General features: G+C 64.3%; 15 protein-coding genes. 6 read left to right on the top strand and 9 right to left on the bottom strand.

Going from position 1 to position 16,907, the window contains the following annotated elements:
- Positions 1–38 precede the first annotated feature (38 nt).
- Complete coding sequence (gene trxC, locus VQ044_RS20205; RefSeq protein ID WP_327649225.1) at positions 39–485, bottom strand: thioredoxin TrxC; 447 nt, start codon at positions 483–485, stop codon at positions 39–41.
- A gap of 254 nt (positions 486–739) precedes the next feature.
- Here trxC and VQ044_RS20200 point away from each other — a divergent pair, with 254 nt between their 5' ends.
- The 5 genes from VQ044_RS20200 to prs all read left to right on the top strand — a co-directional run bounded on the left by VQ044_RS20200 (position 740) and on the right by prs (position 7,566).
- Entirely contained in the window at positions 740–1,144 is a 405-nt protein-coding gene (locus VQ044_RS20200; RefSeq protein ID WP_327649226.1) for a baeRF12 domain-containing protein, read from the top strand.
- Positions 1,145–1,475: 331 nt separating this feature from the next.
- Positions 1,476–3,371 (top strand): heavy metal translocating P-type ATPase, encoded by a 1,896-nt coding sequence (locus VQ044_RS20195; RefSeq protein WP_327649229.1) that lies wholly within the window; start codon positions 1,476–1,478, stop codon positions 3,369–3,371.
- Complete coding sequence (locus tag VQ044_RS20190) at positions 3,368–4,375, top strand: universal stress protein (protein WP_327649231.1); 1,008 nt, start codon at positions 3,368–3,370, stop codon at positions 4,373–4,375. Before VQ044_RS20195 ends, VQ044_RS20190 begins: the two co-directional genes overlap by 4 nt.
- A gap of 118 nt (positions 4,376–4,493) precedes the next feature.
- On the top strand, positions 4,494–5,936 hold the full coding sequence (locus tag VQ044_RS20185) for a phospholipase D-like domain-containing protein (RefSeq protein ID WP_327651180.1): 1,443 nt from the start codon (positions 4,494–4,496) through the stop codon (positions 5,934–5,936).
- Positions 5,937–6,051: 115 nt separating this feature from the next.
- A complete protein-coding gene (gene prs, locus VQ044_RS20180; protein WP_327649236.1) occupies positions 6,052–7,566 on the top strand; it encodes a ribose-phosphate diphosphokinase in 1,515 nt (504 codons plus the stop codon).
- 48 nt (positions 7,567–7,614) lie between these two features.
- Here prs and VQ044_RS20175 read toward each other — a convergent pair whose 3' ends face one another.
- The 5 genes from VQ044_RS20175 to VQ044_RS20155 all read right to left on the bottom strand — a co-directional run bounded on the left by VQ044_RS20175 (position 7,615) and on the right by VQ044_RS20155 (position 12,695).
- The gene (locus VQ044_RS20175) at positions 7,615–8,055 is read right to left on the bottom strand and encodes a host attachment protein (RefSeq protein ID WP_327649238.1); all 441 of its coding nucleotides are present in this window, start codon (positions 8,053–8,055) and stop codon (positions 7,615–7,617) included.
- Positions 8,056–8,211: 156 nt separating this feature from the next.
- A complete protein-coding gene (locus VQ044_RS20170; protein ID WP_327649239.1) occupies positions 8,212–9,264 on the bottom strand; it encodes a hypothetical protein in 1,053 nt (350 codons plus the stop codon).
- Positions 9,265–9,338: 74 nt separating this feature from the next.
- The gene (locus VQ044_RS20165; RefSeq protein ID WP_327649240.1) at positions 9,339–9,770 is read right to left on the bottom strand and encodes a DUF2267 domain-containing protein; all 432 of its coding nucleotides are present in this window, start codon (positions 9,768–9,770) and stop codon (positions 9,339–9,341) included.
- 71 nt (positions 9,771–9,841) lie between these two features.
- On the bottom strand, positions 9,842–12,232 hold the full coding sequence (gene ppsA / locus VQ044_RS20160) for a phosphoenolpyruvate synthase (protein WP_327649242.1): 2,391 nt from the start codon (positions 12,230–12,232) through the stop codon (positions 9,842–9,844).
- 43 nt (positions 12,233–12,275) lie between these two features.
- Entirely contained in the window at positions 12,276–12,695 is a 420-nt protein-coding gene (locus VQ044_RS20155; RefSeq protein ID WP_327649244.1) for a hypothetical protein, read from the bottom strand.
- 329 nt (positions 12,696–13,024) lie between these two features.
- Between VQ044_RS20155 and VQ044_RS20150 the strand changes: the two genes are divergently transcribed.
- Positions 13,025–13,996 carry a metallophosphoesterase gene (locus VQ044_RS20150; RefSeq protein ID WP_327649246.1) on the top strand — a complete coding sequence of 324 codons (972 nt, stop codon included), beginning with the start codon at positions 13,025–13,027 and terminating at the stop codon, positions 13,994–13,996.
- Here VQ044_RS20150 and VQ044_RS20145 read toward each other — a convergent pair.
- The 3 genes from VQ044_RS20145 to VQ044_RS20135 form a co-directional block, all read right to left on the bottom strand.
- On the bottom strand, positions 13,990–14,544 hold the full coding sequence (locus VQ044_RS20145; RefSeq protein WP_327649248.1) for a CDP-archaeol synthase: 555 nt from the start codon (positions 14,542–14,544) through the stop codon (positions 13,990–13,992). The two genes, VQ044_RS20150 and VQ044_RS20145, sit on opposite strands and share 7 nt — an antisense overlap.
- Positions 14,545–14,781: 237 nt before the next feature.
- A complete protein-coding gene (locus VQ044_RS20140) occupies positions 14,782–15,867 on the bottom strand; it encodes an AI-2E family transporter (protein ID WP_327649249.1) in 1,086 nt (361 codons plus the stop codon).
- A 60-nt stretch (positions 15,868–15,927) separates the two neighbouring features.
- Positions 15,928–16,809 (bottom strand): erythromycin esterase family protein, encoded by an 882-nt coding sequence (locus VQ044_RS20135; protein ID WP_327649251.1) that lies wholly within the window; start codon positions 16,807–16,809, stop codon positions 15,928–15,930.
- Positions 16,810–16,907 lie beyond the last annotated feature (98 nt).

The raw sequence follows: 16,907 nt of genomic DNA, 5'->3' as shown, positions 1-16,907 counted from the left end.
CTCCGACGCCTCTGTTGCGGCGCCGATGGAGGGCAGGCTCAAGCCGCCGCAGTCGGCAACTTGTCACGCACCCATTGCACGATCTGATTGGTCGACATCGCACCCGAGGTTCGGGCCGCCTCCCGCCCATCGAGGAACAGGATCATCGTCGGGATGCCGCGAATGCCGAGGCGAGAGGCGGCCCCCTGTTCGGCTTCCGAATTGAGCTTGATCATGCGGACCTCCGGCTCCAACGCGCGCGCCGCGGCCTCATAGGCCGGCGCCATCGCCAGACATGGTCCGCACCAGGGGGCCCAGACATCGACGAGAACCGGCACCGTGCCGCGCGCGATCTGGCGGTCGAAATTCTCAGCACCGACATCCTCGGGATGGCCGGCGAACAGCTTCGCTCCGCATTTCCCACATCTGGCGCCGCTGGCCGATCGCGACGGTGGCAAGCGGTTGACGCCGCCGCACTTGCTGCAAACCACACGAGTCTCGGTCATTCCGCTCTTCCTCCGCCCGGTCGGGTACGACAACTGGCTGCGTCCGACGGCATGTTTCCATCACCATCCTCCTCGCGCCCAGACCCGAAGCGACCGACACCACCACAGAACGGCAGCGACTCCGCGCGGCCTGCACCCTCGTCATGATGCACATTGTCCCGATCGATTGTTTGACCTTGCGCAAGTCGCGACGGAGTTCGCTGTGGTCTGATCGTCGGCAATGGCGCCCAACCCCAATCAGGAGTCACGACCCAATGATCCTGCCGAATGATACACTCGTAGCGGTCGCCGACGGCGCGACCCTCAAACTGTTCCGGAACAGAGGTGTCGAGCCCCATATCGACCTCGTGGCCGTCGACGATCCGAAGGTCGCGGCGACCAACCCCCGGTCGGGCGCCCGACACAGGAATGCCTCGGCCAATCTGGACTCCCACCGCAGTGCAGAGGATGGTTTCGCGGCGGCCAGCGCCGGTTATCTGAACCGTTTGGCGATCGCCGGCGAACTCGGCCCGGTCTTTGTCATCGCCGACCCTAGGACATTGGGGGAATTGCGACGGAATTTTCACCCTCGGTTGCAGGCGAAGATTGTCGGCGAGTTGGCGAAGGATCTCACCGATCATTCGATCCACGATATCTCAACGGCCCTACACAATGCGTGAACCGGTCGGCAGCCGCGACAAGCGGGTCGCCCGGGCTCAGGCCAATATCGCGGAGGCTGCGGCCGGCGGCACCTTGGCAACGCCGTCGGCGTAGGCCTCGAAAGCCGCGCGGTTGAGCGCGTGGACTCCGGTGAAAACCGGTTTCGCGGTGCACAGCGTGTTGTNCGGCCGGCGGCACCTTGGCAACGCCGTCGGCGTAGGCCTCGAAAGCCGCGCGGTTGAGCGCGTGGACTCCGGTGAAAACCGGTTTCGCGGTGCACAGCGTGTTGTAGGATGAGTCTGCCAACCCCGATGGCCGAGCCGCGCAGCTGAATCCAGGACAGGGTATCCGTTGAACTCAATCCTCCACGATCGTCTGAACACCGCCCTGCTGACCGTTGCATTCCTCGGCCTCGTCGGGGGGCTCGGCCTGACATTTGCCGATCTGCCGCAACTAGCGGATACGATCTGGGCGGCGGGTGTCCTGCCGGTCCTCGCCGCCTTGGTCGTGGAGATCGTCCGGAGTCTGCGGCAAGGCGAGGTCGGGTTCGACATCGTCGCCGCACTGTCGATGTCGGCGGCACTGCTGTTTGGCGAAACGCTCGCGGCGGCGGTCGTGGCGCTGATGTATTCGGGGGGAACCTTCCTTGAAAGCTTCGCCGAGGGTCGCGCCCGACGAGAGATGAGCGATCTTCTCTCTCGTGTGCCTCGCACCGCGACGCGCCACCGCAACGGCACGCTCGACGACGTGCCCTTGGATGACGTCGAGCCTGGCGATCTTCTGCTGATCCGGCAGGGGGACGTGGCGCCCGTCGACGGCACAGTCGAAAACAGCCGCGCGATGGTCGACCAGTCGGCGCTGACCGGCGAGTCGATGCCCGTACGTCTGGAGCATGGGCAGGACGTGATGAGCGGTTCGACCAACGCGGGCGAACCTTTCGACCTGCGCGCCAATCGCCGGGCGGCCGACAGCACCTATGCCGGGATCGTCCGCTTGGTGGAGGAAGCGCAACGGTCCAAGGCCCCGATGGCTCGGCTCGCAGACCGGTATTCGCTGCTCTTTCTGATGGTCACAGTCGCGCTGGCGACGGCGGCGTGGTGGTTCACGGGCGATCCGATCCGCGCGGTCGCCGTTCTCGTCGTTGCCACGCCGTGCCTTCTCATCCTCGCGGTCCCTGTCGCTCTGGTGGCCGGCCTCTCTCGAGCGGCGCACTTCGGAGTGCTGATCAAGGGCGCCAAACCGCTCGAGGCGCTAGCGCGCATCCAGACCCTGATTCTCGATAAAACCGGCACGCTGACTGATGGGCGTCCGCAGATCGTGTCGATCGACACTTATGGAGCCCTGTCTCAGCATGAGGTCCTGTACTTCGCTTCCGCCTTGGATCAGGCCTCCAAACATCCGATCGCCCAGGCCATCGTCGTTGCGGCGCGGACGCGCGGCGTTTTGCCCGCGCCCGTCGACGTCGAGGAGATGCCAGGCGAAGGTGTGGCGGGGAAAGTGGACGGCAGGGATGTCGTGGTGGGCGGCGCGGCTTTCGTGACGGCGCGGGTCGACGGGCCCGATGCGCGGCATCGCGCCGGTGATGCGGGTTCTGTGCTCGTCGCTCTTGCTGTCGACGGCAAGCTTGCAGGACATCTCGTGATGGCGGACGTCCTGCGGTCGGGGACGGCCGAACTGCTTGCAAGCCTGCGCCGCCTCGGCATCCGGCGTATCCTGCTGGCGACGGGCGACCGTCAGGCCGTGGCCACGGCCGTCACCGAGGGGCTGGGGCTCGATGCAGTAAAAGCCGAGTTGACCCCGGACCAGAAGGTGCTGCTGGTGCTGGCCGAACGCAAGAACGGCCCCGTCATGATGGTGGGCGATGGCGTCAACGACGCACCGGCGCTCGCGGCCGCGGACATCGGCGTGGCCATGGGCGCGCGCGGTGCGGCCGCCTCGGCCGAGGCGGCCGACGTCGTCCTCCTGGTCGATCATCTCGACCGGCTGCTGCCGGGGCTCGAAGTGGCCCAACGGTCCCGCCGGATCGCGATCGAGAGTGTATTCGCCGGGATCGGCCTCTCGATCGTGGGAATGGTCGCTGCGGCTTTTGGCTATCTCGCACCGGTGCAGGGGGCATTGCTGCAAGAAGTGATCGACGTCGCCGTGATCCTCAATGCGCTCAGAGCGCTGAGGATCGTGCCGCATGACGTGGCCAGCTCAGCGCTCCCATCGTCGGGACTTGGAAGGGCGAATGATGGAAGCGGTTGACGCCGATCAATGCCAAGTTGGCGCGAACCCCGCTGATGTTGGAATGCGGACCGGAAGTCTCCCTCGCAGCACGGCACACCGTATCGCTGTGCGGCGAGGGGAGGAATGCTCCGGATCGCAGGCCATCGGATTCTAATGCGATCGTGATCGCAGCGCAGGAGCCTTGCATGAGTTACGCGTCGATCATGATGCATGTCGATAACGATGATGCGAGCACGGCCGCGCGTCTCGACCTCGCCGGCGCTCTTGCCACGCGCTTCGACGCGGTTTTGATCGGCGTGGCCGCCGCCGCGATACGCCCGCCGCCGGTCGACGCGTTTGGCGGTGTGGTGTTCGTCGACGTCATCGCCGAAGAACGAGAGCGGATTGCCGCCGAAGTGCGAGCCGCAGAGGCGCGCTTCCGGTCTCATTTCTCCGGCCAAGCCATTACGACGGAGTGGCGCTCCGCGATTGATATGCCTGCCGAAACGCTGGCCCGCGAAGCTCGTTCGGCCGATCTGATCATCGTCGGGCGCGATCTGGACCAGCACCACGCCAGTGTCTACCAAACCGTCGATCCCGGCGAGGTCGTGATGGCTGCCGGTCGACCGGTCCTCATCGTCCCGCCAGGTACCCGTGCGCTTTCGGCCGAGCACGTGGTTATCGCCTGGAAGGACACCCGAGAGGCGCGCCGGGCACTATGGGATGCGTCGCCATTCCTGCGGGCGGCGGCGAGCGTCCACCTCGTCGAGATCGCCCCGAAAGCGGAATTGGGGGCCGCGCAAGCGCGCACCGCGGACGTCGTCCGTCATCTTGAGCGGCATCGGGTCAAGGCCCGCGCGGAAGTGCGCGCGCAACGAGAGGCATCCGTGGCCGATGAACTCATCCTGATTGCCGAACAGAACGGTGCCGACCTCATTGTCGGGGGTGGATATGGCCATGCTCGCTTGCGAGAATGGGTCTTTGGCGGTGTAACCCACGACCTGCTGCGTCGCTGCCCGATATGCTGCCTCCTATCCCATTGAGCAAATCCGCCGGTCGTCGAACTGCCTCGCAGGTGGCGACCAACCGCACTCGGTCGCGCCGGTCGCCGGCTCGGGCCTGCCGCGTAGGGCGGCGCGATCTATCAGGCGCTGGACACACATGACCTGGAAGAGCTCCATCCTGCGGGAGTGCGACACGTGCTGGCGGATCGAAGCTGCGACCAAGGTGGCGCTACTCGCCGACGGCTGGGCATACCTGCCGGCCATGCGCGCCGCCATGGAGCGGGCCGAGCATTCCATTCTACTGGTCGGATGGGACTTCGACGCACGCGTGCCTTTTGGGCCCCCAACCGCCGAGGACCGGCATGCCGAACCGTTCTGCGATCTGATGGCGCGCCTGTTGGCGCACAACCCCTCTCTGACGGTTCACATACTGATCTGGGAGATGGCGATAGGTTACAGCATCCAGCGCCGGGACAGTCCCCGGCACGCGGCGCGATGGCTGCCCCGAGATCGTCTGGAATATCGGCTGGATGGCCGCCATCCGGTGGGCGCTTCGCACCATCAGAAAATCCTGGTTGTCGATGATACCGTGGCGTTTTGCGGCGGCTCGGATTTCACGCGCAATCGCTGGGATACATCCCTGCATCTGCCGGCCGACAGTCGCCGCCGCACACTCGACGGGAGCATTTACAAGCCCCGACATGAGGTGATGCTCGCCGTCGCGGGACCAGCGGCGGCAGCCCTCGGCGAACTGGCGAGACGACGCTGGCATCGCGCCACCGGTGTTCAACTTCCGCGGCCAATCCCTGCAACGCCCGCCTGGCCCAAAGATCTCGTATCCGACATGAGCGATGTCAGAGTAGGGATCGCTCGAACCGAGCCCGCCGACAGGCGGGCGACCGCCGTCAGGGAGGTGGAAGCCCTCTATCTCGCCGCGATCGCTGCCGCCAGACACTGGATCTACCTGGAGAATCAGTATGTCACCTCGCCGGTTATCGCCGACGCCTTGGCGCAACGTCTCGGCGAGCGCGACGGTCCGGAAATCATCATCGTCTGCCCGGGTCGAAGCGTTGGGACCTTCGAGCGTTTTGTCATGGACCGCCCGCGAATCCCTCTGATTCACTCGCTCCGTTCAAGGGATGTCAACCAACGGTTGCGGGTCTTCGCTCCCATGGCCGCAATCGATCTGCCGATCACGGTGCATTCCAAGCTGATGGTGGTCGACGACCGTCTTTTGAGGGTCGGATCTGCAAATTTGAACAATCGGTCGCTCGGCCTCGATACGGAATGTGACGTGGCGATCGAAGCCGGAGCGGATGATCTGGCGGCAAGACAGCGAATACTCGCCTTGCTGAGTCGCCTTGTGGGCGAGCATGTCGGCAGTCCGGCCGAGGTCTTTGCCGCCGTGTTGGAGCGATCGGGCAGTCTCATCGCGACGATCACTCTGCTCAACCAAGTCGAGGGGAGGCACCTCGAGCCGTTCCCGGCGCCGCGGCCGGGCTGGCTCGATCGTTGGCTTGGGCGGACGCATTTCTTTGATCCGTTCGACACGGCCGACAATTGGCGGCCATGGCGTCGCCTCCAGGGCCGACGACGCTGATCGGCGGGATGTGGCCTGTGTCAGGCCCAGCGTTTGACCGAAATCAATGCCTGCGCCGCTCGATGGGGTGAGCTTGCTTGCATGCTCATCGAAAGTGAGGAGGGGACCGAAGCCGGTGACGACACTCGTGCAGACATCCTATCCACTTCGACGGTTGTTTCGCCGGCTCGACTTCGCCCCCGCGCCGAGGGACGATTCCCTGGGGCACCTCCTCGCGGTCTGGCAAGCGCGACGAGATGAGTTGATTTTTCCGTCGAAAAGCGGTCTCGACATCGAGAGTCTCGATCCGCAAGGCAAGTTTGCCTTCGTATATGGCGTGGCGGAGAAGGGGCGGAATTATACGCTTCGTTCCGGCGCCAGATCGGTGGATGCGGTGCTCGGGCATTGCGAGGTCGGGGCAAGCTTATCCGACGCGCCACGCCGTCGCGGGGCGGTGCGGCTAAGGCGTTTGTTCGACGCCGTCCGGGAGGCAGGCGAACCCTTGCTTGCGGAGTTTACGCTCGACGAGGCCGGCAGCGAGGCGGAGGCGGTCGAGATGTTGCTGGCGCCGCTCTCCGAGGACGGCCGTACCGTCGACGCGATTGTCGGCGGGCTGTCGCTTCGCGCGATCGAAACGGACGCGCTGAGCCCGAAACGACGTGCCGTGGCACGCCCGGACGGTCCGATGCTGTTCGCGCTCGGCTCCAGCGCATCCTTCGGGCAGCGTGTCGCCCGACATCTCGGCATCATGCTTGCGGCTCACGAGGAACGTTTTTTCGAGGACGGCGAGCACAAGGCCCGTCCGCTCGTGAGCATTCGTGACCGCGATGTTTATGTCATCGACAGCCTCACCGGCGATCTGCGGCACACGAGCAATGACAAGCTGTGCCGGATGCTCTTCTTCATCGGCACCCTCAAGGATTCCGGTGCTGGCCGCGTCACCGCCGTGGTTCCTTATCTCTGCTATGCCCGCAAGGACCGGCGGACCAAGACCCGCGACCCGGTCACGACCCGCTATGTCGCACAACTGTTCGAGGCTGTCGGGACGGATCGCCTGATGAACATGGAGATTCATAATCTCGCCGCCTTCCAGAACGCTTTCCGCTGCCCGACGGTCCATCTCGACGCCAACAGCGCCTTCATCAGCCATTTCGCGGCAAAGATCGGGGATGTGCCGGTTGCGGTCGTCTCGCCCGATCTCGGCGGCGCCAAGCGGGCGGAGATCTTTCGCGAGCGGTTGGAAACGATGCTCGGCCGTCCGGTCGCGAAAGGCTTCATGGACAAGCAGCGCAGTGGTGGTGTCGTGACGGGGGAGCTATTCGCGGGCGATGTCGACGGCCGCATGGTGATCGTGGTCGACGATCTGATCAGCACCGGGACCACGATGGCGCGGGTCGCGGCGGTCTGCCGTGCCAAAGGCGCGACGAAGGTTTCGGTCGTGGTGACCCATGGCCTGTTCACCGGTGGCGCTGATACACTCTGGAGCGAGGCGGCGATCGATGAAGTCGTGATCACGGACACCGTGCCGCTCCCCGCGCTCGACGCTGCGGCGGTCGCAAACCGCCTGGTCGTGCTGGAGACGGCGGACATTTTCGCCGATGCGATCGTAGCGTGTCGTGGCGCGGACTCCAGCCTTCACCGTCGGCGCTGAGGCGTCAGGACGACCACGTCCGGAGCGGAGAATGCCGGCGTGCGGGCCTCAGCTCAGATGACGCTGGATTTCGCCGACCGGGTGCTTCGTGAGGTCCTTGTCGATCTCGGCCACGATCAGCTTGCGGACCGCGTCGGTGAAACATTCTCGCAAAGTCGCCAGCGTCTTCGGCGGCGCCACGATGATCAGCGCCTTCAAGTCTTCCCGCGCGCGGAGCCGGTCGATCTCCTCGGCCACTTCGGATGCGAATGCCGCTTCGGCCGCGGCATGCCAGTCGGTCTGCCCGACGGCGCTGCGCCGTCCCTGGGTCTGCGTTCTGCCGGGCTCGTCGCTTCCCTGCTCGCCGGTGGGCGGATTGTCCGGCGCTTCGAGAACATGCTCGACCGTTAGATTGGAATTGAACGGGCCGCCTTCGTTTATGAGCACGAGGGCCTTGCGCCCGTCGGCGACGAGGACCCGCGCATGGTGCGGGATCTTGACCGTGGTCATGGCGATTACACTTCCTGCGTTCGATGTCCGAGATCAGAGGATAGCCGCATTGGCGACGCCCGGCTTTGACAAGGATCATGTCCGCTCGCTCCCATGGGGCGAGACCCGACTGATTCGCTCCTTGCCCCCGGGCCGCCTGCCGAAAGCGCGGCCTGGCTATCGCAGGGCCTCCTCCGCCAGGGCGAGGTATCGGCTCGCGAGCGGTTCCCACTTGGCTGGCTCTCTTGGTGCGGCGTCGAGAAGATGGGCGAGGGAAAGCCGTACGCGCAACATCGCGCGAAACGCGGTGTAGAACGCGATCAGTCGCGGCGGCGGGCGATCGCCGAGTTGGTCCGCTACCGCCGCGACAAGGGTCGGGCCGATGGCGGGCGCGCTCAGTATTCGGCATTCCAGGCCGAGAAAGGCCAACTCGTCGAACGGATCGACGAGGCGCAATTCTCGGCTGAATTCGAGGCAATCGAAGATCACGATCGGATCGGTCAGGCAGATGTGCTCCGGTCGCAGGTCACCGTGCCCCTCGACGATGCGGCCGGTCCGCGCCCGCTCCTCGATCAGCGGGCGGTCTTCCGCCATTCTCTGGTCGAGCAGGTCCAGCACTGTCGGAAGGCGCGTGTGATCCACCGCGAAGGCGCGCCGCGTCAGGATCGCCCGGTTTTCCGCCTGCTGCGCCATGAGACGGTCGACATAGGCAGTCGGATCGACGGCCGGATGGTCGGCTGCACGGTAGAACCGCGCCAGGAGAGCCGCGATCTGATCTGTCTCGGCCGCGCCGATTCGGTCTTCTTGAAGCATCCGGTCGAACATGCGGTCCGCCGGCAGACGTCGCATGACCACCAGCCAGTCTACGATGGATCCGCTGCCGCCGAGCGCCAGCGCGCCGGCGTCGTCCTCGGTAAGGGGAACGGTTCCCAGATAGGTCTGCGGCGCCAGCCGCCGGTTGAGACGGACTTCCTCGCGGCAATTCTCTTCGCGGGCCGCCAATGTGGTGAAATCCAGGAACGGGAAGCGGACCGGCTTCTTCAGCTTGTAGACGAGGTCGCCGGCTAGAAAAACCCAGGACATGTGGGTCTCCGTAACGAGGACATCGGCTGGGGCATGATCGTAGGCGGCCGGCTCGCTGAGGAACCGGACCTTGGCTTCGATGGCGCGAGTGTCGGCGCCATCGGGCGGCGACGCGGGGATTTCAGCGGATGTCGGGTCGCTCGGCATGGGACGCACCGAACCAGATATGGGCCGAGATGTCATCGACGCTGCCCGACGCGGCGATCGCGGTCGGCCATGCTTCAGCGGGTTGGCCAGAGTTCCCGCAGAGCCTTGCGCATGGAATTGCGAACCTGCGTGATCTCGCCTTCGGAGATATGCCGGTCGAGCAGCCTGAAAACCGCGGCGATGGCTTCCTCCGTGTCATCGAACGGATCATCGCGGAGATCGTTCTCGACGCGGGCGACGAAATCCTCTTTCGTCCGGTTCCAGGCCGGGGTCGCCGAGGGCTGCCAACCCTCGAAGAAGATGCCGCGAATGAGGACGGGCAACTGCGCCGACAGATCCGCGGCTTCCTCGACCGAAATCGCGTCGCGCAGAGCGTGGAGCACCGATCGAAGCAGTCGCAGGGCGTGACGCTCGAGGCCTTCGTTCAAATCGTCGGCGAGTTCGTTCACCCATTGTTGCGCCTGCTGCGCCCCATGGGAGAAGGCGGGGATTGCGCTATCGTTCATGATCCTGTCCTCCGCACGACAATTCCGATCGCCTTTTATGGGCGCGTCCGCCAAATCCGCATTGCGCCAGATCAAACCGCCGGTCTGCTGCCTTCGGCTCGTGCGACATGCGCCTTGACCGCGGCGAAGCTGTCCGGGCTGATCGAGATCGAGTCGATGCCGCACTCGACGAGGAAGGCGGCGAAGGCGGGATTGTCGCTCGGGGCCTGACCGCAGAGGCCGACTTTCGCGCCGGCCTCGCGGGCCGCGTCGATCATGCTGCGGATCATCCATTTCACCGCCGCGTCCTCCTCATCGAACAATTCGGCCAGAAGGCTGGAATCGCGGTCGACGCCGAGCGTCAGCTGGGTCAGGTCGTTGGAGCCGATGGAGAAGCCGTCGAAGCGTTCGGCAAAACCGCGCGCGAGGATGACGTTGGAGGGGATCTCGCACATGACATAGACCTGAAGCCCGTCCTGGCCGCGCTTCAGCCCATTCTCCGCCATGACATCAAGCACCCGGTCGGCCTCGCCGAGCGTGCGGCAGAACGGGATCATGACGATGACATTGGCAAAGCCCATCTCCTCGCGCAGTCGCCGGATCGCACGACACTCCAATGCGAAGCCTTCCCGGTAACGTGGCGAGTAGTAGCGCGAGGCGCCGCGAAATCCGAGCATCGGATTCGCCTCCTCGGGCTCGAAGCCCTGTCCGCCAACGAGATGGGCGTATTCGTTGGTCTTGAAGTCGCTCATCCGCACGATGCAGGGATGGGGGTGCGCGACGGCGGCGATGCGCGCCAGCCCTTCGGCCAGCCTGTCGACGAAGAAAGCCGGCTTGTCCGCGTAGCCGCGCGTGATGGCCTCGATCTCGGTCCGGACGGCCGCATCGGTGATCGCCGCGAAATTGACCAGAGCCATCGGGTGGATCTTGATGGCGTTGTTGATGACGAACTCCATGCGGGCAAGGCCGACGCCGTCGGCCGGCAGCCGCCACCAGCGCGCGGCGGCGGCCGGATTGGCGAGATTCAGCATGATCTCGGTTCGCGTGGATGGCGCCTCGCCGGGATCGCTTTCCTCGACCGTGATGTCCGCGTCGCCTTCATAGACGAAGCCTTGGTCGCCCTCCGCGCAGGACACCGTGATTGCCTGCTCGTCATGCAGCAGCTGTGTCGCGTCGCCCGTGCCGACGATGGCCGGCAGGCCGAGTTCGCGGCTGACGATGGCCGCATGCGAAGTGCGCCCGCCATGATCGGTGACGATCGCGCTCGCGCGTTTCATGATCGGCACCCAATCTGGATCGGTGGTTTCCGTCACCAATATGGCGCCGTCCACGAAGCGGTCGATTTCGTCCGGAGTGCGGATCATGCAAACCGGCCCCGAAACGATCGCCTGTCCGATCGACAGGCCGGTGCAGAGCGTCCGGCCATGGGCGCCGAGCCGGTAGCTCTTATGCACACCGGCGGTTCGCTGCGACTGCACGGTTTCGGGTCGCGCCTGGACGATGAAGAGCGACCCGTCGCGGCCGTCTTTCGCCCATTCGATATCCATTGGACAGCCATAATGCCCTTCGATCGTCTTCGCCCATCGGGCCAGCGCGAGGATATCGTCATCACTCAGCACCAGGCTTTGCCGCTCGATCAGCGAGGTGGGCACGTTTTTCACCGGCCGCTCACCGCCCTTGGCGTAGATCATCTTGATCTGCTTGGCGCCGAGCGTTTTCTGTATGATCGGCGTGAGTTGCGGATTGTCGAGGAACGGCTTGAAGACCTGGTATTCGTCGGGATCGACGGCGCCCTGCACGACGTTTTCGCCGAGGCCCCAGGCCGCATTGATGATCACCACACGGTCGAAGCCGGTTTCGGTGTCGATGGAGAACATTACGCCCGAACTGCCGAGGTCGGAGCGCACCATCCGCTGAACGCCCACGGACAGCGCGAGCTTCATGTGATCGAAGCCCTTCGCCTGACGATAGCTGATGGCGCGGTCGGTGAAGAGCGAGGCATAGCAACGCCGGCAGGCGTCCAGCACCTTCGCCGGACCCGCGACGTTCAAAAAGGTCTCCTGCTGCCCGGCGAAGCTCGCATCCGGCAGGTCCTCGGCGGTGGCGCTGGAGCGGACGGCGACGTCGACATCGTCGACGTCGGAGCGGCGCGACAGTTCCTCGTACGCCTTCGTGATCGCCGCGGCGGATTCGTCCGGCCAGTCGCCGCGCAGGAATGCCGCCCGAATGGTTCGGCCGGCCTCGGCGAGCGTGATCTTGCGGGCGACCTGTTGCGCGAGCGTATCGCCAATGATCGCCGCGATTCCGTTTGCCGCGACGAAACGTCTGAACATCTCGGCTGTCGTGGCAAATCCAGGGGGAACCGCCACACCCGCGGGGGTGAGCTTCTGGACCATCTCCCCCAGAGAGGCGTTCTTGCCGCCGACTTTGGCGACGTCGACACGCACGATTTCCTCGAACCAGAGTATGTCGCTCTTGGGCATTGTACACCAATCCTGCATCGTCTCCGATGCGGCTTTTCAAGTTCTAGTGGAAGCCGATTTCAACGCCACCGACCAACTGCAGAACGGCCGCCGAAATGGCGATGGCGGGCGAGACTCCGCGCCCGGCGGCTATCGTCTGATCGTCGTCCTGAGACTCGTTTTCCCGCAGGACACAGCTCCATTGAGAGCCGGGACGCGTGCCGCCTCGCAACGTGATAGCCCAGCCGGGCAAAGCCTTCGCCACAAGGGCTAGCGCGCCATCCGTCGACGCGAGGGCATCGCGGGAGTCGGCGGGCTCGGCCACCGCGGGCACGTGCTCCTCGAGCGCGCGGCGAATGTTCGTTACCAGTTCCAGATCCACCTCGTGGGTTGTCGCACAGCGGATCAGCAGACTTTTCAGATCTATCTCGGCCATAGCGAGCGGCCCCTTCCATCGATGATCAAAGATGTTGCCGAGCCTCATCGCCGGTCACGTTGATTCCGCGTGACGGGAGAGCGGTGGACCGAGCCGTTATGTCCGCACCTGTTCTCCCGAAGACCGACACGTACAAGTGTGCGGTGTTTTCGCTGTCTGCGGACGGACCGCACCGAACGCGCTACCGACACAACGACATCGACCAGACCGCCGCATTGACGCGGATCAATGTCGAAGCCGTATCTTCGCCGGCACGTTGCATATCCCGCCGGGCGCGCGCGGCCTGGGGTGCGGAACATGCTTCGGTCTCTCCGGATCGATACGGGCTCAGGGTGAGGAAAATTCCTCAAGGCGTAGCAGGAAAGAAGGCGGGCACAGTGAGATCACCGGATCTGACGCAGGAAGAGCGGGACGCACTCGCTTTGCTGGAGGCGCGAATCGGACATCTGCATGTCCGACAGCGGCTCGGCCTGGAGAAAGACTACGAGGTCCACGTCTTCCGAAGGGGCACGCATTTCTTCCACATCGAAAACTGGTATTCGATCCACGGGCTGATCCGCGGCGGGCTCAAGCTCGTCGGCCTGCATCGACGCGGCCAGCGCAACGCCCACAGGATCCAGGTCCGCCACAACGATGTGCTACTGGCAGGATTGCCTGCGGCGTTCGACGGTTACACCATCCTGCAACTCTCCGATCTGCACTTCGGGATGAGCTCAGGTTTTCTCGGGTCACTCCTGGAGGTGCTCGCGCCGCTTCGTTACGATCTCTGCGTCGTCACAGGCGACTATCGCGCGCTCACCTTCGGCCCCTGGGAGGCCGCGGTCGATGGCCTCTGCGATTTGCGACCGCATCTATCAGGGCCGGTCTATGCGATCCTTGGAAACCACGACACCATCCGCATGGTGCCGGCGATGGAGGCGGCGGGCTATAGCCTGCTCCTCAACGAGTGGGTTCGATTATCGCGCGAAGGCGAGACGGTGTATCTCGCCGGCATCGATGACGCGCATTTCTACCGGCTCGAAAACTATCATCGCGCCGCTCACGACATTCCGCAAAACGCCGTTTCCATTCTCTTATCGCATACGCCCGAGGCCTATCGACACGCCGCCCATGCCGGGTTCGATCTCATGCTGTGCGGCCACACCCACGGCGGACAGATCTGCCTCCCGGGCGGCATTCCCATCCTGACCGATGCGGACAGTCCGCGGGCCATGGCCAAGGGATCGTGGCGCTGGCACGACATGGCCGGTTACACATCGGCGGGGGCAGGCACATCGATCGTGGATGTGCGGCTGAACTGTCCGCCGGAGGTTACCCTGCATCGGCTGCGGCGGGCGTCGCCTCAATAAGGCCGGTCTCGAATTCTGAGCCGGTACAGCAGGACGGAAAGCAACATTTCGAGGAGGACGAACGCGGCGGTCAGGAGCACAATATCGGCAGTGCCCAGATTCAGTTGAGCCTGGAGAACGAGGAGGGGCAGCAAGGACTCCGGAATTTGATCGAGCCCGAACGCCCGCGCATGCACCGCGAGCCCCAGCCGTCGCTTGCAGAAGCTGGCGAAAAGATCGCCCGTCAGCGCCAATGCGGCGAGTATCGCGCCGAGCCTCCAGCCCAAGCCGAGAAGGCTGGCCGCCAGGCCGGCGGCCAGGGTCGAGGCGACGATACCGCGCATGGTCTTTGCCGCGCCAAACAGGCGGCGCCCGTCGAAGAACGTCAAACCGCCATCAAGTGGCCACGCCAGCCGGTTCGCCAGAAGCCTGGTCGCGAGGATCGGAACGCCGTTGGCGACGAGGAGAAGGGCAAGAATTCGAGCAAGCAGAAATGGGTCGGCTATCGTCGGAGATCCTTTGGTCAGCGAAGGCAGTAGTTGGTTCGGCGGCGAACCGGCATTGCGCAACGGCCAAGCATTCCGGTTAGCGCGAACGGTGTCATTGATCCCGCGCAAAGGGTTCGCCGACCGCTGCTTAGACCATCGCTCGGAGTCGACGAGCTGGTTGACGGACGTCAATGCCGCTTAAACGAACTGGCGAATGGTGGAGTGGCCTTGGGAGTCCGCATGCCGGTAGGACGTCTAGCGCCAAGACCACGCGCGCCCGTATATCCACGCGTAGACCGGTGACGTGCGTGCCGGCCGTTACTCCGGTTTTCGGCGGCCTGTTCTCTCCCGCTCCCCCCAGATTTCGATGAGCATGATCGTGATCGTAACGGCCAGTGGCCCCAGAATGAGGCCGGCTGTACCAAACAGGACAAGGCCACCAATCATGGAGATGAATGCGGGAACGGTATGAAGACGGAGCCGGTTTCCGACAAAGATCGGGCGCAGGATATTGTCGATACTGCCGACGACCACGGCGCCCCAAACGGCAAGAATGACCGCCTTGCCCAAGTCGCCGTTCATGGCGAGGAGAATGGCCGCGGGTATCCAGACGATGAACGCGCCCAGCACCGGCACGATGGACAATAGGCCCATCACCAATCCCCAGAGCAGCGGGGTTGGCAAGCCAAGGAACCAGAATATCAGGCCGCCCAATGTGCCCTGGATCGCCGCGACCGCGATCGTCCCGTAAACCGTGGCATGGACCGTATCGAGCACACGCGTGAACAGCCGCTCGGTATCGGCGCCGGTCAACGGCAATCGTTCTGTCAGAAAACGTCTTGCCGTGGCCTGATCGCGCAGGAAATAGAACAACAGGTAAAAGGTCAGCACGAGCTCGATCACCTGCACGGTGGAGTTTCTCGCGAAGGCGGCGCCGGCGTTGCTCAGCCAACTCGCGAGATTCGCCATCATCGCAGGCAGGTCGATCTGCTGCTCGATCCACTGGCCGACCGGCGCAATGCCGGGCTGGGTGTCGAGAAGCTGTTGGATAGCACCCGATCTGAGCCTCTCCTGGATGAGCGAAACGCTCGCTGCCGCCTGTTCGATGAGGCGCTCGACCACGAAAATGGATGGTGCCGCGACGAGGAGGGCGACGATCAGTACCGAAATCAAGGCTGCGAAACTGGGGCGCGTCAGCGCCTCTTCGATCTTCGCATGCAGCCGGGCAAAGAGGATCGCCAGGGTCAATGCCCAGGTGAGGGCACCCAGAAAAGGCGCAGCCAGCAGGACACATATGACGAACCCGGCAATCGTCGCCGCGGCAAGGACGAGGACACCCACGTGTCCGCCTGTCTCCTTGCCCTTGTCTGGCGATGCGATGGGTTCCGTGGTTCGCTGCTTCATCGGAAAGACGCGTTCCTGTCGTGGTTGCGGCCGCGTGATGCTGGATCAGCCTTGGCTCGGCTACACGCCGAACGGATAGGTGTCCGGGACTCCCTTCGGCCGCGGTGCCGGCAGGGGGGTGATTGCCCGCGTTTCTTCGAACCAGACATAAGCGTCGAATTGCTCGGACAGCACCGCCTCGAAATAATGGCTGTAGATCTCCGTTTCCGGACGGTAGACGACGCCGATGGCGCGCTCCAGACGCGGCTTCGACAAAAGCTCACGCATCTCGCCGTGTTTGGGATCGCGCAGGTCCGTCAGTGAGCGCGCGATCCCCGTCTGCCGGAAGACGCGCTCGAAGGAATCGGGCCGCGACGGAAGCACGCGCTTGATCTGCATCCGCCCACCCCAATCGTCCACTGCCGCAACGGTGCCGCGATCGGTGCCGAACCCGATCAGAGCGGCGTCGTCACGGTAGGCGGTCCGGCAGAGTTCGCCGATGTTGAATTCGCCCTGCCAACCCATCGCCGTGGCCGCCGCATTGCCAATGTGGGAGTTGTGCGCCCACACGACGGCCTTCGCCTTGGGACCGTGCGCGTCCATGAGATTTTGAAGTGTATCGAACATGTGCCGGTCACGCAGGTTCCAGGACTCGGTCGAGCCGCGATACATGATGCGGTAGTATCGCTCGGCAGTCGGCACGATGCGGGCATTTTGCGCTGCGTCGAAATAGTCCTCGCCATCCTTGCGCATGTAGTCGAGGCGGTTTTCCCGAATACTCTTGAGCTGTTCCACGACGAATTCTTCGCAAGTGTTGCTATGCCCCAGCACAACCGACCTGCCGTAGAGGGCTGGACCCGCCTGCCAGGGCGTCAGGCAGCCGTAACGCTGTGGTGCGGACTCGGCTGCTGCCGGGTCTACGCGTTCCAGATAGTCGAGGACGGCCGTCATCGAAGCGTACATGGAATAGACCTTGCCTATCCGGTTGATTCCCACACCCACTAGATCTAGTGTTGGGCATGGATGTCCTGGCCCGTGAAGACCTGCCGTTCCCGCAGTCT

Source organism: Aurantimonas sp. C2-5-R2, from assembly GCF_036549495.1.
Taxonomy (GTDB): Bacteria; Pseudomonadota; Alphaproteobacteria; order Rhizobiales; family Rhizobiaceae; genus Aurantimonas; species Aurantimonas coralicida_A.
Note: the sequence above shows the minus strand (reverse complement) of the source record. Positions and strands in the feature narration are given on the sequence as shown.

Coding starts and splice junctions, on each gene's coding strand:
- VQ044_RS20175 (WP_327649238.1), bottom strand. CDS start 8,055: ATGACCACGGTCAAGATCCCGCACCATGCGCGGGTCCTCGTCGCCGAC.
- ppsA (WP_327649242.1), bottom strand. CDS start 12,232: ATGCCCAAGAGCGACATACTCTGGTTCGAGGAAATCGTGCGTGTCGAC.
- VQ044_RS20170 (WP_327649239.1), bottom strand. CDS start 9,264: ATGCCGAGCGACCCGACATCCGCTGAAATCCCCGCGTCGCCGCCCGAT.
- trxC (WP_327649225.1), bottom strand. CDS start 485: ATGACCGAGACTCGTGTGGTTTGCAGCAAGTGCGGCGGCGTCAACCGC.
- VQ044_RS20155 (WP_327649244.1), bottom strand. CDS start 12,695: ATGAGGCTCGGCAACATCTTTGATCATCGATGGAAGGGGCCGCTCGCT.
- VQ044_RS20140 (WP_327649249.1), bottom strand. CDS start 15,867: ATGAAGCAGCGAACCACGGAACCCATCGCATCGCCAGACAAGGGCAAG.
- VQ044_RS20165 (WP_327649240.1), bottom strand. CDS start 9,770: ATGAACGATAGCGCAATCCCCGCCTTCTCCCATGGGGCGCAGCAGGCG.
- VQ044_RS20185 (WP_327651180.1), top strand. CDS start 4,494: ATGACCTGGAAGAGCTCCATCCTGCGGGAGTGCGACACGTGCTGGCGG.
- VQ044_RS20200 (WP_327649226.1), top strand. CDS start 740: ATGATCCTGCCGAATGATACACTCGTAGCGGTCGCCGACGGCGCGACC.
- VQ044_RS20135 (WP_327649251.1), bottom strand. CDS start 16,809: ATGTACGCTTCGATGACGGCCGTCCTCGACTATCTGGAACGCGTAGAC.